The following is a 25,657-nucleotide window of genomic DNA, read 5'->3' as shown; positions in this document are numbered from 1 at the left end:
TTGTACTGTGCATTGTTTTTTTCTTATATCGCTAGGGTACTTCTAATATAGAATCACATCTAATAATAAGAAAACGTATGGATAAGTCGAAAGAGCAGTATTGGAAATGGTCGCTGATCATTATAGTAGGGGTTATGGGAGTGATCATTATTTATGAAACACTTCCCTTTTTGAGTGGGGTATTGGGTGCATTTACTTTATATCTGATGGTAAGAAATCAGATGAACTACATGAGTGAAACGCGTAAGCTGCGTAGAAGTATTGCTGCTACTATTATCCTTGTTGAAGTAATATTATGTATTCTTATACCTACTTTTCTGGTATTGTGGCTGCTTGTGAATCGAATACAATCGTACGATCTACAGCCTAGTGTACTGATAAATACAATACATGATTTTATCAATAAGATTCAGGCTCAGACAGGGTATAATCTTCTTAGTACAGACAATATATCCGCAATGACAGCATACATTTCTAAAGCTGCCCAGATGATTGTAGGAGAAGTGAGTTCTTTTGTTATTAACTGTCTTGTTCTGCTGTTTGTGTTGTATTTTATGTTGATTGGAGGGCGGCAAATGGAGACATATATTTATGATATACTGCCTTTCAGTGAGAATAATAAAAAGAAGATTATAAACGAAACTCATGTTATAGTACGCTCCAATGCTATAGGGATTCCTTTGCTGGCTGTTATACAAGGAGCTATTGCGGCTGTCGGATACATTATATTCGGAGCTCCCGATCCCGTACTTTTTGGGTTTATAACCTGTTTTGCCACAATTATACCCTTGTTGGGTACAGCCTTGGTTTGGTTCCCATTGGCATTGTATCTCTTTTTATCCGGAGAAACAGCTTCGGGAATTGGTTTGGCTATTTATGCCCTGGCTGTGATATCGAATGTCGATAATGTTATCAGGTTTCTCCTCCAGAAAAAACTTGCGGATACTCATCCTCTTATAACTATATTTGGTGTAGTTATAGGATTGACTCTTTTTGGGTTCTGGGGAGTTATCTTCGGTCCTTTACTTGTTTCGTTGTTTTTGCTATGCTTCGACTTGTTGAAAAGAGACTATATCGATAATGTTGCGTCAGGGTCGGCAAAACGATAAAAAACTTTCCCGAGAACCGGTGGAAGTCGGTTACTCGGGAAAATCTAGAGTAGAATTGATTATAGTAGAAGTGTTTCTTGTTTCTTCTAGAGTGTTGAGTTGATATTTCTTAATAATACTGAGAGAAGAGCATAATATGTTAATATACATTCATTGATCCCTGGTATTAACTTTCTCTCAAAAATAGAGTACTGTATAATTGTATTGATTTCTCCAAACCTATGTTATACCTTAATTCTATTACAACAGAATATTTGGCGGTATAGTTCATAGATAATATATAATAGTTTGTTGTTTTTAGTGTTGAGTAGAGAATACTATTAAGACCAGACTCACAGTTGATTATAATCGTTCTACGTTTTTATATTAAAATTTAGCTTTAGTTTGAATTAAACGGAGAGTCTATTATTTGTAATCTTGATAATTTGATATTAACAAGGCTGTTTTTTAATGCTATGTTAGTATTGTATCTTACATTATGTATTTCGTCTTCGTTTTCCTGAGCACCTAAATGCTCTGATAAAAGATAATCTTCAACCATATAAGGTAAAATGAATTCGTTCGTTAAATGTACTTGAAGAATTGACTTATCTTTACTATTCATAAATATTTTCTTTTCGTTATCTGATAGTTATGTGTCATAATTATCTGTTTTCCGATTGCAAAGAAAGCGTAGGTTTCGGAATCTCACAATAGTATACATTATTTTTAACAATTGGGTGTTTTATTTAAGTATCTGTTTATTATATGTTTGACAATTTGCTAAAATCATCGCATTAATATTAATTAGCGCGAAAGTGTTAATTTAACTCTTGATTTTCTGTTTTTGTAATATGTTATCTATCAGTTATATATAATTTAAATCTAGTTGTCTATATTTGAGGTTTATTTGCCTTTGTTGCTTACTGTAAAAGGATTGACGAGTGTGCTTGTTGCTAAGATTGTAGTTTTTAAGATTTTTAAAAGTGTCTTTTTCCTCGTTTCTTAGTGAAAATATATGAGGTGTTAATATAAATAATGGCTGAACATATCTGCATATTTGAGTGTTTTATAAGGAACAATAAAATCTAAAATTCTGAAACTATGGCAAAATTTGAAATTTCAACAAGAAAGAACGGAGAATATCAATTCAATCTAAAAGCGGGCAATGGTCAGATTATACTTACCAGTGAGGGATATACAACAAAGCCAAACTGTATCAATGGGATAGAATCAGTAAAAAAGAATAGTCCTGAAGATTCGCGTTACGAAAAAAAGGATTCATCGAACGGAAAATATTATTTCAATCTGAAAGCGACCAATGGACAAATAATAGGTACAAGCCAAATGTATGAAAGTGTCGCTGGTCGGGAGAATGGGATCACTTCAGTGAAAGCAAACGGCCCGATAGCCGAGATTGTAGACCTTACTGTATGATAATATAGAATTTTCATAAAAACGGGGAAATCTGTCGGGTTTCCCCGTTTTTATGTTTGATAGATATTTTCGATTACTTTATTATAAGCTGTTCTGTCTTTTCTTTGATTCTCTTTTGGGCAGAGTTTTATGCAGGATAAAGAATCCCAAGAGTCCCGAGATTAGTGTTCCTGCTACAATACCTATTTTTGCCTGATTTAATAACTCGAGATGATCCAGCCCGAATGAAAGGTTAGCGATGAAGAGCGAAACGGTAAATCCTATTCCACCAAGTATCGAAATACCTAATATTCCCTTCCAGTTGCATCCTATAGGTAATGATACCAGCTTTAGGCGAACAGCAATCCATGTGAATGAAAAAATGCCTGCCAGCTTACCTACGAATAGACCCAGAAAAACAGCCAGAGTAACATTTCCTATCGAGTCGGAAAGCGATCCTTCGAAGACGATTCCTGCATTGACGAATGCAAACAATGGCATGATGAAGTAATTGACAACCCCATGCAGACGATCTTCGATAGACTGCAGAGGTGATATTACTTTATTGGATGCCCCCTCTATGTTTTTGAGCTCGGCTATCTGATCTTTCGATAGAATAACTTCGCTGCTTTCGCCTTTCGGAAAAGTTTCTATGCTTGTTCTTATCCGTTCAATGTATTTTCTTACATCTAATCTGGGACTGGCCGGAATCGCAAAAGCTGTCAGTACTCCTGCGATGGTACTGTGTACTCCCGATTGAAGAAACAAATACCAGATAGCGATACCAACCAGAATATAAAGAGGTATGGTGTTTATATTCTTATAATTAGCTAAATAAAGCAGCAAGAATAATCCTAAGGCTATTAATAGATAGCCAGCCTGAATATTAGCTGAATAGAAAATAGCTATGACCAAAATCCCCCCGATGTCGTCTACTACGGCAAATGCCATCAAGAATATTTTCAAGCCCAAGGGTACTCTTTTCCCTAATAAGCTCAATACTCCCAATGAAAAAGCTATATCGGTAGCCATCGGAATGGCGGCTCCTCTCGATTCGGGCGCAATACCTGCAATAGACAGGTAAATAGCTACAGGTAAAACCATTCCGCCTACGGCGGCTATAACCGGTAAAGATGCTTTGGAAAAAGAGGACAGTTCTCCTACCAATATTTCTCGCTTGACTTCGAGCCCTACATGAAAAAAGAATATAGCCATCAATCCGTCATTTATAAAATTAGCTAAAGTCAGTGGATGACCATGGTGGCTGAAGAGATTGAAACCTCCGATCTGCATCGAAATAGGGTAGTTCCATATCTCCGAATATATGCCGCCCCATGCCGAATTGGCTATAATCATGGCTAGTACGGCTGTAATCATCAACAGCATACCGCCATTCATATTGTGATGAAAGAAGGATAAAAAAGAGTAATTAAATGGTTTACGTCCAGACATAATATATGTTTTGTTAAGAGACTTCCGTCCTTAGTTTTCTTATCTAAATATGTAACAAATATACGAAAAATATGCGATATTGAAATGATTATTAACGCTTTATAGATTGATGACTGTTTGATTGTCTAGGTCTATTTCATTATTTATATCTAACTCATTTACAAAGAATTTGTCGTGGCTTATTACAAAAATACTGCCGTGATATTCTTTTATGGCTTTGCTTAATATCTGCATGCTGTTGATATCCAGATTGTTGGTTGGCTCGTCTAAAATCAGTATATCCGGCGATTTATTGGCTATCAGTAAAGAACATAACGACAGCTTCATTTTCTCCCCTCCGCTGAGCTTCGAGCATGGCTTATCCCATGTCTCTGAAAAAAAGCCGGCATGGGTGAGGCAGCGTTTCACTTCGCTTTCGGGCATACTCATATTATAGCTTTGCGCTTGCCGGTATACGGTTTGGGATAAGTCGATCAGAGAATAATCCTGATCCAGATAAAGAAAACCTTCTTCTGTTGATTTTAATTCTCCGCAGGTTGTTTGCAAGCGATTAGTAATGAGTTTTATAAGAGTTGTTTTTCCCGATCCGTTGCTGCCTTTAATCAGTGTATTACCTCCACTCAAGATCGTAAAATCCAGATTTTTCTTCCAGATATTCTTTTCGTTGTATGCATAATTTATCCCGACGGCTTCTATTAGTATTTTGCCCTGATGAAGAACCGAATCTTCAACAGCGATTCTTATTTTATGTGTATTATCGATATTTTGTTGCAGTTTTTGAATAGACTTGTTTATATCTTCTATTTTTTTCGAATGTTTATCGGCCAGATTTGACGTTGTTTGCTGGGCACTGGCTTTGCGTGTGTTGGCTACTATTCGTGCTAACGATTTTTTAGCGGTCTGGGCTGATCCTCTTGATTCGAGACGCTGTCTGCGTTCGGCTACTTCCTGCTGTGTCTTTCGGGCTTTCTTCAATTCGAGCCTTTGTGAGTCCAGTTGTCTTATCAGTGCATCTTGTTCCTGTTTTTTTTGAGTTACATACGAATCATAATTTCCCGCGTAGTATTTGATGCCAGTTTCCGAAAGTTCATACATATCGGTCAAAAGATTCAATAGGTACCTGTCGTGACTTACGATGAGCAGAGTCGCCGGAGTTTCCTCTATCCATTTATATAGTTTCTCCCGTGAGCTTTCGTCTATGTGATTGGTGGGCTCGTCCAGCAGCACGAGTTTCGGATTACCCATGATCATTCCCGAAAAAAACACCTTTACTCTTTCTCCTCCACTCAGATAGTTGAGTGGTTTATGTAAGTCGGTAGTTTCGAGATTCCAGAAAGACAAAGCGGCTATAGCTTTGCTCTCTACATCCCAATCATTATCCAGCAGATCGAAATAACATTGCTCGATACTTCCATTCGAAATAGCCTCTAAAGCCTGTAGTTTGTCGTTGATACCCAATACTTCGGCAATAGAACTGTCGGTGTACGATTCTATATGCTGAGGAATATATAGTGGAGTTTCATTGATTTTGATCTCCGGATGATTCCAATAGTCACAAATTATGCGGAACAGAGTTGTTTTGCCTATGCCGTTAGGGCCTACTATTGCAACTTTCTGTCCTTCATTGACCTGTAGGGAGATATTCTTGAATAACGGTTCCCTGTCTGGGTGTGAATAGCTTATATTTTGAATATTGATCGTACTCATTGTTGTTAATCTGTTTTTAGTGGAATCAGAGCCGTAAATATGGTCGGTAATCTTTTTTGCATGATAATGGCTCTTTTTACGTTGTTATTTTTCAATTATTTACTCTTCGAAGGTTACAAACGTGACATTCTTTATGTTCGTTTTTATTAGTAACCTTTTTCTCTTTTTTTTTATTATTTACATATTAGTACATTAATTTCCGTATAGATAAAATCTCAAGAAAAAATCGGGTTGCTGAGTACTAAGTAATAGTCAGTATTTTATTTGAAATTGGATATTTTAAAGGTGAGTTTCGTATGTCCCGACAACAAACAGAGCAGATGTATTCAACAACAAAGATGTCGAAAACCTACCCTCTACAATAATGTGTTTGATAAAACGAAAGACAGATATGTATCCAAAGCTGGATACTAAATTCAATAATAGATTATTGAAGCGAAACCCAATGTATGTAGTGGTGGTTTCTTATCTGTACATTTCCAAATTTTTAAGTGAATACTAGTGCAAATATATGAATAATTCGGGATTAAGGGCAGATCGGTGATGTTTATTGTAGATTTAATTTCGATTTTAGATAAAAAAAAACAGAGATCTTCCGAATTAGAAAATCCCTGTTTTTTTATCTGATGATGAGTTTCTTATCTATAGCAGTCTATGACTGTCATACTTGCTAAAGGAATAAAATATCTCTGCGACCTTTATCAAAAACTTAAAGGTATCAATAGTTTTATACCGAAGTTTCGTCCCATATTATATACTCCTTGACGTCCGGTTACCGGATTGATATCGGTATATTTCAATCGGCTCAGGTGATTTTGGTAAGCCTTGTCGGTAAGGTTGTTTGCCATCAGGTATAAAGATGCCCATGTGCGTCCTTTGTGAACAAAGTCTGTACCGATGCCTGCATTTAAGAGAGTATATGAAGGGGTTTCGGTTTCGGTTCCGAATGCCGAGTAGTATTTATCCTGCTTCCAGTAATGTTCCAATCCGAAAGATATATAAGTATTGTTGAGCGTTTTTCCGTGGCGGATCAAATCGAAACGGATATCCGAAGTCCATTTCGGAGCAGGTGTAAACGGCAGGTATTTTGTCGAATCGGGTTGATTCAACTGCACCGAGCTTACATACGAAAATGTATTCATGAAGTGCAGGCGTTCAATCGGATGGAAATCAATGCTTACTTCTCCACCTAGCAAACGTGCATCGCCGGAAGTAAACTGATAAGTCCGGTGTCCGTCAGTGATGAGGTCGCTGCCGTCTTCGTCCAGTAATTTGTGCGAATAGATATAATTGTTGATACGGTTGGCAAACAGAGATAATTCTCCGGATATCATAGGTGATGAATAACTCAATCCCCAATCTATCTGCCAGCTGTTTTCTGATTTCAGATTGAGATTGCCTATTTCATAACGTGCCGATCCTTCGTGTGATCCTTGTGATGCAAGTTCACTGATATTAGGCGCACGGTATCCGCGAGACAGGTTTAGTTTGGTAGCCCATCCGTCTCCTATTTGGTAGGTAAGCCCGATACTTCCGGTCAATGCACTGTAGTTGCGTGAAAAGTCGGGGAAATATTCGATCAACTCATCTCCATGGTCATGGTCTCCGTGATCGTGGTCGTGATCTTCGTCTCCATGATCGTGGTGCATTTCTTCTTCAGTCAGAAATAACGATTTGCTATGCAGGTGGCGGTGGTCGAAACGTATACCTCCGCTGATATCGAGCCTGCCGAAATTACGGCTTGCAATGGCGAATACTCCGGCGTCGAACATGTTGTATTCGGGTATGAGGTATTCAGTGCCTTTGTTCAGCGATTTCTGGTACATGCCGTTTACTCCCGCAACAATTTTATATCCGTTGATTTCGGGCAGATTGTAACGTATATCATAATTAATGGTATGCAGTTGGAAGTAAAGAGAATATTCTTTCGGATTCAATACCTCTTCAAATTCCTGACGACGGTTCTGTTGGTATCCTATAATTGTTTTCAGGTTACCGCCACCCAGAATAATATTATTGTCCCATACCACTTTGTAATGTTTAATCTGCTGATAAGGCATTCCGTAGTGGTATGATTTGTTGTCGTCATTTGTAGCAATGGCTTCATCGGCTTTTCCGTCTGTAACCACCGGTTTTATGAATTTTCCGGTTTCTTCGTCACGTTCACCCTCAACTATACCCGGAGCAAGATGATAGTAACTCAGAGTAAGGTGAGAATATCCCCATCCACGGTTGATACCCAACAGTCCGCTGATGGCGTCTTCCCTGAATCCGGAGTTGTAGACATACCCGTCATATTTGTTTTTGTAAGAGTGAGCGAGTTTTTGACTGAATCGCCAGTCCCAGACAAATCCTTTTTTGTTACCTGCTGTATTGACCGAATAATTGAACAGTCCGTTATTGGTCTGGTATTCCGAGATCAGGTTTGTCTCTATTTTGCCCTCGGGTAGGACAGGGGCAGGGTTGAATTTGATAACTCCCGCCATTGCATCCGATCCGTACATAAGGCTGGCTGGGCCTTTAAGTATTTCGACAGAGTTTACGGCTTGTCCGTCAACCTCTATCCCATGTTCGTCTCCCCATTGCTGACCTTCCTGACGTACTCCGTCATTTACGACTACAACACGGTTGTATCCCAATCCTCTGATTACGGGTTTCGATATACCGCTGCCGGTAGTGACTTGTGAGATTCCCGGTTGCTTGGCTATAGCATCGATTATATTGGTAGACGAAGTCTGGAGCAGATTCTCCCGCGGAACAAGAGATATAGGAGCCGGGGTGCGTTCTATCAGTGAATTTCCGGTAAGGGCTGTCACCACAACCTCGTTGATACGTGCATTTGATTCGTCCAAGACAAAATCGAGTTTACCTGTTGAACTTAGATCTACTGTTTGTATAATTGTTTGGTGTCCGATATACGACACTTGTATCGTAGTTCGTATGGCGGGCAGATTAGTGAGTTTGTAATCTCCGTTATTGTCGGATGATGCTCCTTTTTTCAGTTCGGGTAAATATATGTTGACTCCGATCAGTGTTTCGCCGCTTATTTTATCGGTGATAGTTCCTTCCAGAGTTTTTCCGTCGGCTGGTTGACTCGGTACTGCTGAGGCATACATTGCCGACAACAGACATAATATGATGATGTATATTGTTTTCATTAATATGTTATATGTTTATTGATGTGTAGCAGGTTACAGGCTTCAATCTGTCTTGTAGGGATGGGGTTCTGCTTCGCCCGTATTCTATAATATCGGACAGAACATAACCCTACCTCTTCAAGAGAGAGATGGTAACTTAAGCTACTTAAATTAGGTGATTTTCAACGATGTTTAAGCTACTGCAGGAGGAGCCCTCAAAGAGAAGAATCTTATTAAATTTATTGTATGATATACCTCTCTGTTTTCGCCCAGAATAGTGTATGGACGGTGTACAAACGGTTTGAAGTCTCCGCTTTGTTGAGGAATATAACTTGAGAATACAAATTGACAAATGTCACAGTCTTTATGCGACAGGTTTGAACTTTGCGAAGTTCCTGTATAACATCCGTGATCATCGTGATGAGCAAATGCAACGTGAACAGGCTTTACCAGCCAAGTACTCAAAACGAGTACAATCAGTGATAAAGCGACATTCTTTCTTGCTATATTTGATTTTAACAACCTCAAGATGTTCGATTATTGTGTGTAATAAACCTTATAACAAAATCAACACAAAGATAAAGCCTTATTTCGAAAAATCGGATGTTCGGTGATAGAAAATATAAATGATATGTTAGGCTTTCCGTAATAGAGTATTGAGGCTTTCGATTTTGTAATTTCTTAAATTATCATTAGAGGAAAAGCTTCTGTTTCCGCTTATTATAGACTTGATGTCAACCTATATTATTGTATGTGAGGCGTTGTTTTAACGCGTAGTTGTTTGTGTGATGTATGTGTTATTCGTTAAATCTAGTTAATCCATGGTTCTTTCATTAATCTTTTTCATTATCCTTACGTCTAGTAAGTATAGAACGGCATAAAAAACAACGAGCAAACTTATTTTCTAATAATTAAAAAACGAATGATTATGAAAAAACTTATACTCACATTCGCATTGATTCTTACTTGCTCAGCATATACAATGCAGGCACAACGTGTAAGTGTAAATATTAATATAGGAAGCCAGCCTGCTTGGGGGCCTGTCGGCTATGATTATGTAGATTATTATTATATGCCTGATATAGACTGTTATTACAGTGTTAATCAGGGATTATTTTTCTATATGAATGCCGGACGGTGGGTCGGGGTACGTTACCTTCCTTATGCTTATAGAAATTACGATTTCTATACAATGTATAAAGTTGTACTGGTTGGTCACGATCCTTGGATGTATAACAATCGCCATCGTCGCGAATATGCCCGTTACAGAGGTTACCGTACTCAGCCGGTCATTCGATATAGTCGTGATGTCAGATATCGTAACAGCCGCAACAATGATGTAATCTGGTATGATCGCCGGAGCAATGATCGTCATGATAATCGCCATGATAACCGATACGACAGAGGACGTTCGGACAATGGCCGCTACTCAAGCGGGCGTCATGATAATAACTCTCGTCATGATAATAAGAGGGACGATTCGAGATATACCAACGGACGGACTAATCGGGTAGATAATAATAGAAATGATGATAAAAAATCTGATCGTAACAGAAATGAGAATAAACGTTCGTCGGGTACGAGAGAGAGCTCAAAGAGCAATAGCCGTTCGTCCAGATCAGGACAATCATCAGGTTCTTATTATACCCAAACATCTTCCCGTTCGGGTGATCGTACATCGAATAACTCGAGATCTTCTGCCGAAAGTTCCCGTTCGGGTTCTTCCCGTTCAGACAGAAGATAGAATTTTTTGAAGGATAGAATATAGGTTAGGTATTTTAATAGTTATTTAAGGTTTTAAGATAAAAAGAGAAGACTTCCGGCAAACCTGCCGGAAGTCTTTTTGTATTTCTTCGTTTTCTTATTGAATCTGAATCCCGACCATCGTATTTTCAGCATTAGCTGTACCAGCCACTTTCGAAAAATTTCCTGATCCAAGACTTGTTCCCATCTGAACTATACTGCCAAACATATAATAATAACGTTTGGTAGTTGACTCTGTTGAGTTTATTATAATAAAACTGCCGATCAGCACATTGTATGATCTCTTGATCAACATTTTTGCAATCTGCTTTTTATCTTTCACATCTGCTGATATATTAGCCGCAGTTAAAGTTGTACTCATTGTTGATGTTTCTGTAAAAGAAGCATGGCAAAAGACTCTATCATGTACCGATGTTGCCGCAGATGTTCCTGCATATACAAGAGTATTTACCGTTACGAACCAGCGTCCCGGAGGCAGGTCTATGTAGCTGCCTGTATTATAAAATGTCGACACATTGGTCGGAATATTCGGAGCAGAAGGGTTTCTGTATGCAAGCAAAGCTGCAGGAGTGGGAGCTGTCTGCCATTTGGCTACACCATTTGCATCTGATGTCAGTACTTTGTTGAGAGCCTGGTTACCGTCTTCTATCCGCAATCCGATTTGAGGAGAGGTAGCTGTTCCACCTGTCACTATATGTAATTTCCGCTTAGGAACGATAGTTCCCACACCTATATTTCCATCTGATGTTACAACTACATCATCCAACACCTGTGTGGCTGTGGGTGCACCTGTGAGATTATTATTCGATTTTGCATCTACATGAAACAACGCCTGAGGGAGTTCTGTATTGATTCCGATTTGAGCTTGTAATGAAACTGTCGCCATCTGGATAAACAAGCAAAGTATTATATATTTAATAATTTTCATAAGATTAGCATTAGTTATGATAGCTGTTGCCTAAGTATGTTGCTGTTATAATAGATTCATTCGCGGCGGTAGCTAAAACAAATTTCTCTGTCGCTGGGATTGTTCCTGAATTAACGGATCCTCCTCCAAACCAGAGATAATACGTTTTTTTTGCACTTGTTTGGTTATTCAGAAAAAATACACCCGGTATCATATTATATGACGCTCCTACTTTATATAAAAAATCACATATAAGAGTTGCCGTTCCTGAAATATGATCGGCTGATGAACCCCACGAAGTGCCGGTATCGGATATGCCGAATTTAAACCAGGCACGGTCATTATAGTTTGTGCTATTCGTAGAGCCCGATCCGGTATCATGATAAACTAATAATTGAAGGTCTATCATCCAGATACCCGGATCTAACTGAAAAGATGTTCCAGAATATTTAAACACTCCATTAACCTGCGATAAGGCAAATGTTTGATTAGCACCTAAAGGTATTTCTACAAGCGTATATGAACCGTACGGAGACCAAAGACCACTACCGTCTAATAAAGAGTATAGAACCCGACCGGCTTTTTCTGCACCGTCACTAATTCTTAGTGCTCCTTGTCCTGATGCGGTTTTAATGTGCAACTGATTGGTAGGGGAGGCTGTTCCAATCCCAACTCTGCCGGTATTCATTATTACAACATCATTCAATGTCTCGGCTGCAGTTATGGATGACGAGTTGTCTCCCGCAGCATCTATCTGAAATACAGATCCTGTTTGCCCTTTTAACAGGTTTATTCCTACTCCTTGTCCAAAAATACCATTAGTCATTATCAGAGATAAACAGAGCGCAAAAAGCTTATATAATTGATTCGTTTTCATGATTTTATTCTTCTATTCGATAAGCAAATAATGAATTTTCGCCCGAAGAAGCAAGCCCCGAACGGAAGATAGTAACAGCAGCAGCTGCGGGAGTATTAAAATCGTCAATCCAGCCGACTAAAAGATAATACTTTTTAGAAGTTCCTGCCATAGACCTATTATCCACAATAAACGACCCTTGTACCACTCCTCCTGATCCGCTACACCAAATCATGGAGGAAGCAAGGCTATGATTAGAGAGCAGATCTTTAGTCATCTGGTTGCTCATAGTCACTGATGTTGAGAATGACGAATCATCTGCCAACGTAGTCCTTACCCAGACTTGCTTACTGGCATCAACACTTGCCGCAGCCGCTATATACATACTGCACCTTACCCACCAGAGACCTTTACCCAGAGTTATTTCTCCAGTAGTCTTTACCGCATTATTATTCGAACGGGGAACTATTCCATAGGTTGCATTGGTAACTCCGGCATCTGCACAAAAGTATACTCCTGCTCCAAATTTCCCTATAGTCAGTCCAAAGTCAATATATTCTTTCCATGTTGCGTTGCCGGAGGCATCGGAAATAAGAACTTTACCTATACCTTCATTTCCATCCTGTAACTGAAATACAGATTTTACATTAGCAGATGTCCCTCCATCTGTCAAGTTAACCTTTACGTCGGAACGGGGTAATGCTCCTGCTCCGATATTACCGAGCTTGTCAATTATTACATCATCGCCCGCACCAACTGAACCTGATATGTTGGTATCTCCCTTCGGATCTATATGAAATATTCCTATCGGACTTTGTGTGTTGATACCTACTTGCGCACGAAGAATGCCTAATGAGAAGATACCCATCAGTAAAAGAATTTTTTTCTTCATTATCATTTGTTTGAATGTTGTTTATCAAGATTATTACTTGATTGTTGTTTATGTTTTTTACTATTCCTTGCAGTATCGAAAAAGACAGTAAAGTGCATTCACTGCACTTTACTGCATACCAAGTACAGCTACCGGACAGGAATCTTTGTAAAGCAGATTCAGAACGACAACAAAACAACAACAAGACTGCAATACATTGCCAGTCCTGCCGGTTTACTTGGAAATTGATATATATTACTAGAGGTGTATATACAAAAAAGATTATCGCGTCATTTTGACACAATAGATATTTTTTTATATTAAAAATTTGATTAGTTACGCACGGACAGTGTGTCTCTTTCTCTCTCTCTCTCTCTCTCTCTCTCTCTCTCTAATATTTCACACGACGTAGCCAAACCTGAATCGTTAAAATTCAGACAGGATTCGATCTTTTTATGTGTGAAAATTTTAGACATTGGTGTGCTATTTATGAAGGCAAATATAGGAATTATTTTTTAACATACAATAATTCATTAAAATAGACTACTGATTCTGATACACACGTATATAATCTATATACAAGTCTCGCTGAGAGGGACTGTTGTCTACTCCTTGTCTGCCTATGCGGTCGCCACCTAGTGTCAGACCAAGAGACAAGAAAAATGGTTTGCTGAATGGCCATGTTTTAATATTACGTTCCGATGGCTCGTATGTGTAATATACGGATGATGGGTCATCTGCATAAAAATCAATTTTATCGGGAGTCCAACGTATCCCGTACACATGAAATTCGGAGTCGTATGTATTCAGACCAACCGAATCGGCATGTTGAGTGTATTCGTAATTAGAAAAGGTATGAACGGCAGAATAGATAACTTTCGGATCTATTGTAACACGGTTTGTTATACTCATTTCGCCGCATGCAGGCCATCCCGAGTCGTCTATATCATTGCCCAGAATCGACAGGGTAGGCCGTATATTTTTATTAGCCGGCAACTTCGCCCTGAACTCAATACGCCCATATGTAAACTCTTTTAATTTCTGTGTATTGAGGCTTACAGATGTATAATGTCCTACTTTTTGATCTTCTCCTTCTTTGCATGTGAAAATTTTCAGGATGCCATCTGTTATATTTATATTCTGTTTTCCATCCGAATCGCTCCATCTGTTATCCTGAAAATGAGTAGAACGGATATTCCAGAAAGCAGGGTCGAGAGCAGAATCGTCAAACTCATCATGCCAAACTAGCTTTTCTCCTTTAGCAACATAGGGGTCGTCACGTCTGACAAAAACTGTTTTTGTAAATTCCGAAGAGGTTAGACCTTTGGTAACTTTCACTTTTACGGCATACTCACCCTTATATGGGAAATATGCTGTTATAGCAGAATATCCTGATATTAATTTACCAGATGGAAACTCCCATATTATATTGTCATACTTATCTGGAGGAGCAATACATTGAAAGTTTATGAAATTGAGCTTATCTCTTTCGATGAGGCTTATTTGAAAATCGTCATTAGAAATACCCGACACCGAGTTGCCGCATGATACCAAAAGCATCAATGTGAAGAATAATATAATCTGTTGCAATAGATATTTCATACATGCAGGATTTTTTAAGCTAACGAATCCTTATTTGGACACATTCTTATCAGTTTGGCGGGTACGCCGCCTACCACAGCGTTGTCCGGTACATCTTTAACAACAACTGACCCTGAGGCTATCACTACATTATCGCCGATGGTGACACCGGGATTTATCACCGAACGTCCTCCGATCCAGACATTATTTCCAATCTTAACCGGTCTCCCGAATTCATCCCCGGCAATACGTGAATTTACCTCCAGCGGATGTTCTGCTGTATAGATATGCACACCGGGGGCAATCAGACAATTGTCTCCGATCTCTATCGGGCATACATCAAGCATGACACAATCGAAATTTGCATAAAAATTTTCGCCTACATGTATATTGTATCCATAATCGCATTTGAAAGATGGTTCGATATGTATCTGTTCACCCATCGATCCAAGTAATGTTTTAAGTATTTCTTTCCTCTTGTTGAGTTCGGTCGGTCTGGTCAGATTGTATTCATATGTTTTCATTTTCGCATCTTCTCTTTCCATGGTAAGTTGCTCATCAAAAACATAATATAGCATTCCAGCCTGCATCTTTTCTTTTTCTGTCATAAACTGTATTGAATTTACAAACCTTTAAGGTAGCAGACCTATTTATAGACTTTGCAAGCATAGCCGCAGGAGCTGATTATCGCTTTTAAATACGTCATTAAATATTTTCTGTTACTTAATTCTTTAAAATTAGTACTTTTTTCTGAAAGAGTAGAGTTTAAAAATAAAAGAGCGAACCATCAACGGCCCGCTCTTTCCAAAAAATTGAGTAAAATCAAGAACTATTTATTTACAGGATGAGGATTTGATGTGGTCCTTACATCCCAAAACATTTTGCTATAGTAATTGTTAGTACCATCTGTCAGTTTAGCAACAGCATCCTTGAAACCTGTAGGATTCAGGGTACTTTCATTAGTCGGATATTTAATACGGGCGGGTAAATCGCCTTTTGTTTCCGATAATGTTGTAAAATCCAGTATTGTGGTACCTGTTATATTTCCTTTGTCGTCATAGAGATAAGCTACAGTTGAATGTTCGTCAGGTTTAAGCAACGTTAAAGGGTAGCCTGTACGTCTGTATTCAGCCCAAGCTTCGGTTCCATCCATATATAAATGAATGTACTTTTGTGTAGCTACAGTTTCAGCATTAACTTTACTGCTAACAGCTGCAATATAAGTTGCCTTATCTGCATCAGATACAGCTTTTCCTCCTTTTACTGCAACATTCATATCACTCCAGAAGTCAATGGAAGCTTCTATCCCTTTCTTGTATTCATCTGCTGAAAATCCGTTGTATTCAGATAAGATAAAGCATATTTCGGCATAGGTAAGCAATGGTACTGAGAAGTTAGCTTGTACAACCAATGGTTTGCCCTTGGAGAAGTCTGGTGCGTAATCAATTCCGGGTGCAACACTCGACAAATCGTTACTTTCTACTCCATAAGGTACCCCGATATATTCACCGGCATCATTTGCTGAAGTATAAATAGGCAAACGAGGGTCGACAACCCCTTTCCATGGGTGAGATTTTGCATTTAGAGTATCAGCCTGACCTTTTAATAAATCAGTAAAAGGTTTAGAGATTGAAAAGTCGTTACGAGCATCAACAAAAAATCCTCTGTAAAAATAAGATTGGTTTGGAGCTGTAGTCGAATATTCAAATAGAGCATTATCATCATTGCTGGTGAAAACTCCCGATTCTACGGCTTCCGCAATATATTTTTTCCAGTTCGAATCTACCTTTGATAGGCGTATGGCAAGACGACATTTTAAAGAATTAGCAAACTTTTTCCACAAAACAGGATCTCCGTCATAGATGTTATCTCCAGTAGTAAAGCCGTCTTCATTCACGTCTATCAAAGCAATAGCCTCATCCAATTCCGAGATAAGCGATGCATATAATTGATCCAAATCATCGTATTTAGGATAAAAAGTTCCGTCAGTCAACTTAAAGGCCTCGCTATAAGGAATTCCACCCCAAGTATCAGCCAATACCTGCATCAGCCATATTTTCAATATTTTAGCAGTTGCGATCTGGTTATTGTTGTCTCCGTAAACCGCGGCTGTTCCTTTAGTTGCCTCATCCGAATTCATCTTTTCGATTTTAGCTAGATTGGATGCAGCAGTGTAGAAGTAATTGAAATAACTGTTATTTACCGATTCTCTTATCTGATAACGATCTTCTTCCGTATAGTTACGTTGAGCCCAATATTGAGCATATACCAAATTCTGACGACCGCTAAACCAGTTATCATACATATAGTCCATTATTTTTTTCTCTGCACCCAGCAAAATGGCAGGAGTCGACACCTCTGTGGGGTTGTTAGGATCTACATTTATTTCTTCTAAATCTTTACAAGAAGTAGTAGATATAAGAAGAGATGCAAAGAGTAAGCCTTTTATTATTTTTTTCATATGAATCTTTCTTTTTTTATAAACATCGTATTTATACTGTAGACGGAAATGTCCAATTCTTTATTCAAGAGGTATATACCGTCCACTTACAATATTTTATCAGATTTAAAACTGTACTCCGACATTAAATCCAAAACTAGCTGTCGAAGGTAATGCGCCACCTTCAACCCCTTGTATATTTCCTGAGCTGGTTGTCGCCATTTCCGGATCGAAGTTTTTATTATCCAATCCAAACATAGCCAAGTTACGTCCGTATGCCGATATTTTCAGCCCCTTCACCCATTTGGTAGAAGTCAAAGGCACATCATAGCTTAAAGTTATTTCTCTTAGCTTGATGAAATCACTTTTGAATACATTCTGAGCTGCAGGTCCGCTATATACAGATGAAGCCCATCTTGTAGCCGAAATTCTAGTAGTATTGGGAGTTCCGTCTGCTTTCACTCCTTCCAGTAAAATTCCTCCACCATCTGCAATTGCATCACGTTTAGGATTTCCAAGTTCATTAAGACCTACTGTTTCTTGCAACATACCCGAGTAAATACCCCACATATTAGATGTTGAGAAATATTTACCTCCGAATTGAGCATTGAATAAAACGCTTAATGATAGGTTTTTATAACGGAATGAGTTGTTCAATCCCCACAATGTTTTAGGATATGCACTGCCTAATGGAACGTTACTGTCGGTAGATGCGTATACACCTGTAGATGTTACAACTTTATTACCATTATCGTCATATACATAATCAGTACCCATAATTACACCGTATTCTTCACCTGCACGGGCTCCGATTTCAACTTTGAAAGGTGCATTGGTCAATCTTAAATATCCATTTTCTGAATCACCTAAGATTTCTTTTACCTTATTTTTATTTCCGGAAACAGTTCCGGTAACAGTCCATTCAAAATCTTTTGTTTGTATAGGTGTACCATGTACCATTAATTCGAACCCTTTATTTTGGATAGTTGCTGCATTCAGATAGTATGCAGTATAACCAGTTGCTCCTGATAAAGACAGAGGAACGATATTGTCTTTGGTTTCTGAAGAATAAAGAGAGAAATCAAAACCTAAACGATTTTTGAAGAATGCACCTTCTAACCCAAATTCGTAAGAATAAGTCTGTTCTGGTTTCAGACCCGAATTACGTTTTGTTGTAGAAGTTACATAAGCAGGCAGGTCATTAAATGATGCATAGAATGAATATATATCATTAATATTATATGGATCCGTATCATTACCTACTTTTGCCCAGCCTAAGCGTACTTTCGCCAAATCTAACCAATCTTTTTTCAGAACTTCCGAAATAAGGAAGCTACCTGTTACAGAAGGATAAAGGAATGAATTGTTTCCTTTAGGTAAAGTCGAAGACCAGTCGTTACGTAACGATACGTCAAGATATGCCATACCGCTATACCCAAGTGTTGCACTGGCAAATAAACTGTTGATAGACTTTTTAGTCAATTTATTAGATGCTTTAGGTGTACTTACAGAGTTGCTCAAATTGTAAAAATCAGGCAAAACCAATCCGCCTACCGACTCACCCATCACATATTCATATCTGCGATACATGATATTTCCTCCGGCATTTGCATCTAAAGTAATTTTATCGTTAAAGCGACCATTATACATGAGCAAAAACTCATGATTCAATTCGTGTTGTTGTCTGGCTATTTCTGAATATTTCGATTCTTCCTGCGATCCTACAGCATTACGTTCGTATTGTTTATCGCTGTAATAGTCTAAGTTGGCTTTGTACTGTGCCTTCAGGTTTGGAAGAATATTTACCTTGATACCAACGTTTCCGTATAAACGGTCGCGTGTATCGTTTTGGTAGTTTTTGTATCGAGACCAATAAGGGTTATTTGAATAAGCCATAGTTGGGTCATTCCATGCTACACGGTTCCATCCGGCCTGAGTACCATCGGGCATAATGTAAAGATCTTTCAGTTGCTTCATGTCCAATTGGCGTTGTCCCCATTGCACAAATTTCACCATTACGTTATTGTCTCCGTAACCAGTTTCTGGACGCCCTGTAGCAGCCTGATTCAGAAAGGTTACATTGGTAAACAATTCATAATATTTATTATCCTTGATACTACCTGCTACATTAAAACTGTTTTTATCAAGTTTACTGTTCGGTATATATCCATTTACACTCATATTTGTATATGAAACACGTACACTGGATACGTCTGTTGCTTTAGACAAACTAATATTGTTGGTAAAAGAAGTTCCTGTTTCGAAAAAATCTTTAGCATCGTGCTTAGGCGCAACCCATGCTGATGTTGTAGGATCGCCTACTTTACCGCCAGCTTCCCATTTTGCTAAATCGTACCAAGACACATATTGGGTGCTTGGATCGTATTTAGGACCCCAACTTTCGTCCAAATCATAGTCTAATATCAAATATTCTTTTCCGTTGATAGCTTGTTTGGTTAATGCGGATCCACCACCGTATTCTCTTTGTAAGTTTGGAAACTTGTTCACAACTTCGAATCCAACTGATGAATTAACAGAAATTCCTAATCCTGCTCCTTTTGTTCCTTTTTTAGTTGTAATCATGATTACACCATTGGCAGCTCTAGATCCGTAAAGAGCTGAGGCATTTGGACCTTTCAATACAGAAATATCGGCAACGTCATCAGGGTTGATATCCTGAATAAGGTTACCATAGTCATAGCCTCCGGCTCCACGCTGAGTGTCTGTAGAGTTGTAGTCTTGCCCTTCCACCGGCACACCATCAATTACAAACAAAGGCTGGTTATTTCCGGTCAACGATTTAACTCCACGAAGAAGAACTTTCGAAGAGCCTCCCATGTTGCCTGAAGCTCCATTGATCTGCAAACCTGCAACCTTTCCGGCCAAGGCATTAATAGGGTTAGTTAAACCGCCTCTGGTTTTGCTCAGTTCTTCACCGCTGACATCTGCAACAGCATAACCAAGAGCTTTTTTCTCCTTACTGATGCCCAAGGCTGTGACAACGACTTCGTCCATCACCCGGGAGTCATCTTCGAGCAAAATATTCAAGCTTGCTCCTGCCGCTACCTCTTTAGTCTTCATTCCTAATAGAGATATGACCAGCGTCTTTTTATCGGAAGGAATATTCATAGAGAATTTTCCATCTACATCGGTCACGGTGCCGACTGTAGTTCCTTTTACTACTACTGAAGCTCCTATCACTCCCTCTCCGGTGTCATCCACTACTTTTCCGGAAACGCGTGTAGTTTGAGCTAGAGACAACCCAATACTTGCTACGATACAAGTCAAAATCATCAATAATTTTCTCATAAATACTACTTTAATTAAACTCAAGTTGATAAAATGTTTATTCTACTCTACTTTTTTAGAATATCACAAATATATACACTTATTTTACTGATAAAGTATTTTTTTAAGTTAAAATTATGTTTTTATGTAAAATAAGAAAGTAAAATCAGTTAAAAATATCTCATCTTGATATGTAAAATAGCATTATTTGACATAAAAGATATTGCAGATAGATAGAATTATGAGCGTAAAGTGAGGGTTGATGGGTGGATAATTATCTAAAAAGAAACAAAATCTTGCTTTTGAGGTAACATAATTATAGGTGTCAAAAAAAACTCTAAAATTTATCTTTATTATGACTGCCTGTATGGCTGTTTTAAGTGGCATTGTTGTCGATAGATTTAAGTAATTTTGCTTGTTATATCTTTTTTTGTCTTAAAATGGTCGGTTTATTCTGTTTTGGATATATAATAAAAGGGCAAATAATCTATTTTGTTGAAATCAGAAAAAAGATGGACGGTATAATTTGAGTGAACTTATCAAAATGTATGAATTTTTACTTCGGAAATAACTTTTTATTCTCAATAATAGTTTCTATCTTTGTAACTCAGATACTCATAACGTGTTTGAAGCTATTATATTGATGACAGACAAATCCAAATATAACATACAGGTAAAAAAGGAACAGGTATCACTATCGTGTTCCTTTTTTTTACCTATCCGTGAACTCGAAATTATTTATTTACCTATTAATAATTCTTTTGCAAAATGCAGATAGACAAACCTGTTCGATTGATTCTTGATGACGGAACTATCTTCGAAGGGCGGTCGTTTGGTGCAGAAAGCGCATCAGCCGGAGAAGTGGTGTTCAGTACAGCTATGGTCGGATATCCCGAGAGTTTGACAGACCCTTCGTACCTTGGTCAGATATTAGTTGTTACTTTTCCGCTTGTTGGTAATTACGGTGTTCCCGATAATACTTTTACCGATGGCATTTCTAACTTTTATGAGTCGGAACGAATTCAGGTTAATGGATTGATCATTTCCGATTATTCGCACGAATACTCTCACTGGAATGCTAAGAAAAGCTTAGGTGAATGGCTTAAAGAAAACAATGTGCCGGGCATTTATGGTATAGATACCCGTGAGTTGACGAAGCTGCTTCGTGAAAAAGGTTCGATGAAAGGGAAGATCGTATTCAAAGACGAAAACGAAATTGAATTTCTAGATCCTAATATAGAAAATCAGGTGGCATTGGCCAGTTGCAAAGAAGTAATCACATACGGATCGGGCAAGAAAAAGGTAGTGCTTGTTGACTGTGGTGTAAAACACAATATAATAAGATGTCTGCTTAAGCGGGATATCACATTGATACGTGTTCCTTGGGATTATGACTTCAACCAATTGGAATGGGACGGACTATTTATCTCAAATGGACCCGGTAACCCCGACTTTTGCGAGGCAACCGTGCAAAATATCCGTACAGCTATGCAAGGCGATAAACCTATCTGTGGTATATGTATGGGTAACCAATTATTATCGAAAGCAGGAGGAGCTACGATATATAAGCTGAAATACGGTCATCGTAGTCACAATCAGCCGGTGAAGATGGTAAATTCTACACGTTGCTTTATTACATCTCAAAATCACGGCTTTGCAGTATCAAATTCATCATTGGGTGCTGACTGGGAACCATTGTTCATCAATCTGAATGATGGAACTAACGAAGGTATCAAGCATAAAACCAAACCGTTCTTTTCCGCACAGTTTCACCCCGAAGCTGCCAGTGGACCTACTGATACAGATTTCTTATTCGATATGTTTTTCGAAAAACTTTAAGGTTACAGACCTTTTATAATTAAACCTGTTATTTACATAAAATAAAGATGGACAATAATATAAAAAAAGTACTGGTACTGGGTTCGGGAGCTCTGAAAATCGGAGAGGCCGGAGAATTCGACTATTCGGGATCTCAGGCTCTCAAAGCTTTGAAAGAAGAAGGTATAGAAACTGTACTTATCAATCCGAATATCGCAACGGTACAGACATCCGAAGGTAGTGCCGATAAAATATATTTCCTGCCGATTACTCCATACTTTGTAGAGAAGGTGATCAAGAAGGAAAAACCGGAAGGAATACTTCTTGCTTTCGGTGGACAAACTGCTTTGAACTGTGGTGTTCAACTATTTGAACAGGGAATTCTCGAGAAATACAATCTGAAAGTATTAGGTACTCCCGTGCAAGCGATAATGGATACTGAAGACCGCGAGTTGTTTGTTAAGAAACTCGATCAGATCGATGTGAAAACAATCAAAAGCGAAGCCGTAGATACAATCGAAGGAGCAGTAAGAGCGGCCGCGGAATTAGGATATCCCATTATTGTACGTGCCGCTTATGCTTTAGGTGGGTTAGGCTCAGGATTCTGTGATAATGAAAAAGAACTTCGTGCTCTGGCTGAAAAAGCATTGGCATTCTCTCCTCAGTTGTTAGTCGAAAAATCGCTGAAAGGTTGGAAAGAGGTTGAGTATGAAGTCGTACGTGACCGTTTTGACAACTGTATGACTGTTTGTAACATGGAGAATTTCGATCCGCTCGGAATCCACACCGGAGAGAGTATTGTGGTTGCTCCATCTCAAACACTTACAAACTCAGAATACCATAAACTTCGCGAAATAGCTATCCGCATCGTACGTCACATCGGTATAGTGGGAGAGTGTAACGTACAGTATGCGTTCGACCCCGAATCGGAAGATTACCGTGTGATAGAAGTAAATGCCCGTTTGAGCCGTTCATCGGCATTGGCATCTAAAGCTACAGGTTATCCGTTGGCTTTCGTTGCAGCAAAACTAGGTTTAGGTTACGGATTATTCGATCTGAAAAACTCGGTGACGAAATCAACCAGTGCATTCTTCGAGCCTGCTCTCGACTATATCGTTGTGAAGATTCCTCGTTGGGATTTAGGTAAATTCCATGGAGTATCCAAAGAGATTGGTTCAAGCATGAAATCGGTTGGAGAAATTATGGCTATCGGCCGTAGTTTCGAAGAAGCGATACAGAAAGGCCTTCGTATGCTGAATATTGGTATGCACGGATTTACAGCAAACAAATTTCCGGATGTAGATGATTTGGATAATGCTCTGAAAAATCCGACAGACAAACGTATCTTCTGTATTTATCAGGCATTCGAAAAAGGATATGATATAGAACAGATTCACGAACTGACCAAAATAGACCGTTGGTTCTTGCAGAAACTTCACTATATTTTCCGCAAATCGGAAGAACTGAAAAAGTATGATGATATAAAATCATTACCTCTTGAAACACTTCGTACTGCAAAACAACAAGGTTTCTCTGACTTCCAGATAGCCAAAACCGTTTGCAAAGAACCTACATTGATAGACAGTGTGGCGAAAGAAGTACGCTCGATTCGTAAACAAAACGGAATCGTTCCGGTAGTGAAACAGATAGACACACTTGCGGCAGAATATCCTGCGCAGACAAACTACCTGTATCTTACATATAACGGCAGTGCCAATGATGTAAAATATCTGGGAGACCATCGTTCGGTAATCGTTCTCGGATCAGGAGCATACCGCATCGGATCATCTGTAGAGTTTGACTGGTGTTCGGTAAATGCTTTGAATTCTATTCGTAAAGAAGGGTATCGTTCGGTGATGATTAACTATAATCCCGAAACGGTATCGACAGACTATGATATGTGTGATCGGCTGTACTTTGATGAGTTGACATACGAGCGTGTGATGGACATCATCGAACTCGAAAATCCTCACGGGGTAATTCTTTCAGTAGGAGGTCAGATTCCCAATAACTTGGCAATCCGTTTGGATGACGCTAAAGTGAATATTTTGGGAACGACTGCTAAGAGTATAGATAATGCAGAAGACCGTCACAAGTTTTCGAGCCTGATGGATAAGATCGGAGTGGATCAGCCACGTTGGCAGGAGCTTACTTCGCTTGAAGATATTAAAGGGTTTGTAGCCGAAGTCGGTTATCCGGTGCTGATACGTCCGTCTTATGTCCTTTCAGGAGCAGCTATGAATGTCTGCTCGAACGATAAAGAGTTGGAAAACTTCTTGGGATTGGCTGCCGAAGTATCGAAAAAGCATCCGGTGGTAGTATCTCAATTCCTCGAAAATGCCAAAGAAATAGAAGTAGATGCTGTCGCTCAAAATGGAGAGATAGTAATGTACGCAATATCCGAGCACGTAGAGTTTGCAGGAGTTCACTCCGGTGATGCAACGATACAGTTTCCTGCTCAACGTTTATATGTGGAAACGGTGAGACGTGTGAAAAAGATAGCACGTAAGATTGCCAAGGCTCTCGAAATATCAGGACCATTCAATATTCAGTTCCTTGCCCGTGACAACGAAATCAAGGTGATAGAATGTAACTTGCGTGCATCACGTTCATTCCCATTCGTTTCGAAAGTGTTGAAGATCAACTTTATCGAGTTGGCTACTCAAGTAATGCTTGGTAAAGAAGTGAAACAGCCTAATAAAAACGCATTCGACTTGGATTATGTAGGTATAAAAGCATCTCAGTTCTCATTCTCTCGTTTGCAAAAAGCCGACCCTGTACTGGGTGTAGATATGGCTTCAACAGGTGAGGTAGGATGTATTGGAGATAATTTCTACGATGCCATGCTTAAATCGATGCTTTCGGTAGGATATCGCATTCCAAAGAAAACTGTATTGTTCTCGACTGGTCCTGCCAAATCGAAAGTAGAATTGTTGCAAGCTGCCCGTCTGCTTCATCAGAAAGGGTATGAGATCTATGCGACAGGAGGTTCACAGCGTTTTCTGACTGATAACGGTGTGCCTGCTACTCAGGTGTATTGGCCGAATGACGAAAAAGACAGAAAACCAAGCGCTTTGGAAATGATACAAGATAAGAAAATCGACTTGGTGGTAAATATCCCAAAAGACTTTACCAGCAATGAGCTTGATAACGGTTATAAAATTCGTCGTGCAGCAATCGATTATAATATTCCGTTGGTGACTAACTCTCGATTAGCATCGGCATTTATACAGGCATTCTGTACGCTTGATGTGGATCAGCTTGAGATCAAGCCTTGGAACGAGTACGAATAATAAAAAAATATGAAGAAAATATAGGGTTAAACATCGTTT

The 25,657-nt window shown here is 38.9% G+C and carries 17 protein-coding genes; 5 read left to right on the top strand and 12 right to left on the bottom strand.

Features of this window, described 5'->3' with window-relative positions; all coding sequences use genetic code 11:
- Nucleotides 1–77 precede the first annotated feature (77 nt).
- Nucleotides 78–1,109 (top strand): AI-2E family transporter, encoded by a 1,032-nt coding sequence (locus K322_RS0116260; RefSeq protein ID WP_026627823.1) that lies wholly within the window; start codon nt 78–80, stop codon nt 1,107–1,109.
- A 379-nt stretch (nt 1,110–1,488) separates the two neighbouring features.
- Here the strand turns inward: K322_RS0116260 and K322_RS0116255 are convergent, their stop codons facing one another.
- The gene (locus K322_RS0116255) at nt 1,489–1,713 is read right to left on the bottom strand and encodes a hypothetical protein (RefSeq protein WP_026627822.1); all 225 of its coding nucleotides are present in this window, start codon (nt 1,711–1,713) and stop codon (nt 1,489–1,491) included.
- 479 nt (nt 1,714–2,192) lie between these two features.
- Between K322_RS0116255 and K322_RS0116250 the strand changes: the two genes are divergently transcribed.
- Nucleotides 2,193–2,525, top strand: coding sequence for a YegP family protein (locus K322_RS0116250; protein WP_026627821.1), 333 nt, complete (start codon nt 2,193–2,195; stop codon nt 2,523–2,525).
- Between the two features lie 81 nt (nt 2,526–2,606).
- Here K322_RS0116250 and nhaA read toward each other — a convergent pair whose 3' ends face one another.
- From nhaA to K322_RS0116230, 4 genes are all read right to left on the bottom strand, one after another.
- Complete coding sequence (gene nhaA, locus K322_RS0116245) at nt 2,607–3,956, bottom strand: Na+/H+ antiporter NhaA (RefSeq protein ID WP_026627820.1); 1,350 nt, start codon at nt 3,954–3,956, stop codon at nt 2,607–2,609.
- Between the two features lie 99 nt (nt 3,957–4,055).
- Nucleotides 4,056–5,663, bottom strand: a complete 1,608-nt coding sequence (locus K322_RS0116240; RefSeq protein ID WP_026627819.1) for an ABC-F family ATP-binding cassette domain-containing protein — start codon at nt 5,661–5,663, stop codon at nt 4,056–4,058.
- A gap of 701 nt (nt 5,664–6,364) precedes the next feature.
- Complete coding sequence (locus K322_RS0116235; protein WP_026627818.1) at nt 6,365–8,821, bottom strand: TonB-dependent receptor; 2,457 nt, start codon at nt 8,819–8,821, stop codon at nt 6,365–6,367.
- A gap of 171 nt (nt 8,822–8,992) precedes the next feature.
- The gene (locus K322_RS0116230) at nt 8,993–9,328 is read right to left on the bottom strand and encodes a hypothetical protein (protein WP_157279494.1); all 336 of its coding nucleotides are present in this window, start codon (nt 9,326–9,328) and stop codon (nt 8,993–8,995) included.
- 400 nt (nt 9,329–9,728) lie between these two features.
- Between K322_RS0116230 and K322_RS21040 the strand changes: the two genes are divergently transcribed.
- Nucleotides 9,729–10,544, top strand: coding sequence for a hypothetical protein (locus K322_RS21040; protein WP_185095093.1), 816 nt, complete (start codon nt 9,729–9,731; stop codon nt 10,542–10,544).
- 117 nt (nt 10,545–10,661) lie between these two features.
- Here the strand turns inward: K322_RS21040 and K322_RS20480 are convergent, their stop codons facing one another.
- The 7 genes from K322_RS20480 to K322_RS0116190 all read right to left on the bottom strand — a co-directional run bounded on the left by K322_RS20480 (nt 10,662) and on the right by K322_RS0116190 (nt 20,528).
- Complete coding sequence (locus tag K322_RS20480; protein WP_134436477.1) at nt 10,662–11,492, bottom strand: hypothetical protein; 831 nt, start codon at nt 11,490–11,492, stop codon at nt 10,662–10,664.
- A gap of 10 nt (nt 11,493–11,502) precedes the next feature.
- Nucleotides 11,503–12,348: a hypothetical protein gene (locus K322_RS0116215; RefSeq protein ID WP_035332290.1), complete on the bottom strand. Its 846-nt coding sequence runs from the start codon at nt 12,346–12,348 to the stop codon at nt 11,503–11,505.
- A gap of 4 nt (nt 12,349–12,352) precedes the next feature.
- Nucleotides 12,353–13,219, bottom strand: a complete 867-nt coding sequence (locus K322_RS0116210; RefSeq protein ID WP_026627815.1) for a hypothetical protein — start codon at nt 13,217–13,219, stop codon at nt 12,353–12,355.
- 522 nt (nt 13,220–13,741) lie between these two features.
- Nucleotides 13,742–14,800: a glycoside hydrolase family 16 protein gene (locus K322_RS0116205; RefSeq protein WP_026627814.1), complete on the bottom strand. Its 1,059-nt coding sequence runs from the start codon at nt 14,798–14,800 to the stop codon at nt 13,742–13,744.
- Between the two features lie 14 nt (nt 14,801–14,814).
- Entirely contained in the window at nt 14,815–15,387 is a 573-nt protein-coding gene (locus tag K322_RS0116200) for a sugar O-acetyltransferase (protein ID WP_035332288.1), read from the bottom strand.
- Between the two features lie 221 nt (nt 15,388–15,608).
- On the bottom strand, nt 15,609–17,240 hold the full coding sequence (locus K322_RS0116195) for a SusD/RagB family nutrient-binding outer membrane lipoprotein (RefSeq protein ID WP_026627812.1): 1,632 nt from the start codon (nt 17,238–17,240) through the stop codon (nt 15,609–15,611).
- Between the two features lie 105 nt (nt 17,241–17,345).
- Nucleotides 17,346–20,528 (bottom strand): SusC/RagA family TonB-linked outer membrane protein, encoded by a 3,183-nt coding sequence (locus K322_RS0116190; protein ID WP_035332286.1) that lies wholly within the window; start codon nt 20,526–20,528, stop codon nt 17,346–17,348.
- Between the two features lie 747 nt (nt 20,529–21,275).
- On the opposite strand from K322_RS0116190, the gene carA reads away from it, so the two are divergent.
- Both carA and carB read left to right on the top strand, forming a co-directional pair.
- Nucleotides 21,276–22,346, top strand: a complete 1,071-nt coding sequence (gene carA, locus K322_RS0116185; protein WP_026627810.1) for a glutamine-hydrolyzing carbamoyl-phosphate synthase small subunit — start codon at nt 21,276–21,278, stop codon at nt 22,344–22,346.
- Nucleotides 22,347–22,393: 47 nt separating this feature from the next.
- Nucleotides 22,394–25,618 (top strand): carbamoyl-phosphate synthase (glutamine-hydrolyzing) large subunit, encoded by a 3,225-nt coding sequence (carB, locus tag K322_RS0116180; protein WP_026627809.1) that lies wholly within the window; start codon nt 22,394–22,396, stop codon nt 25,616–25,618.
- Nucleotides 25,619–25,657: the final 39 nt, after the last annotated feature.

This window comes from Indolivaga capnocytophagoides DSM 22835 (assembly GCF_000426485.1).
Lineage (GTDB): Bacteria > Bacteroidota > Bacteroidia > Bacteroidales > Dysgonomonadaceae > Dysgonomonas_A > Dysgonomonas_A capnocytophagoides.
This window is presented reverse-complemented; position numbering and strand designations above follow the sequence as displayed.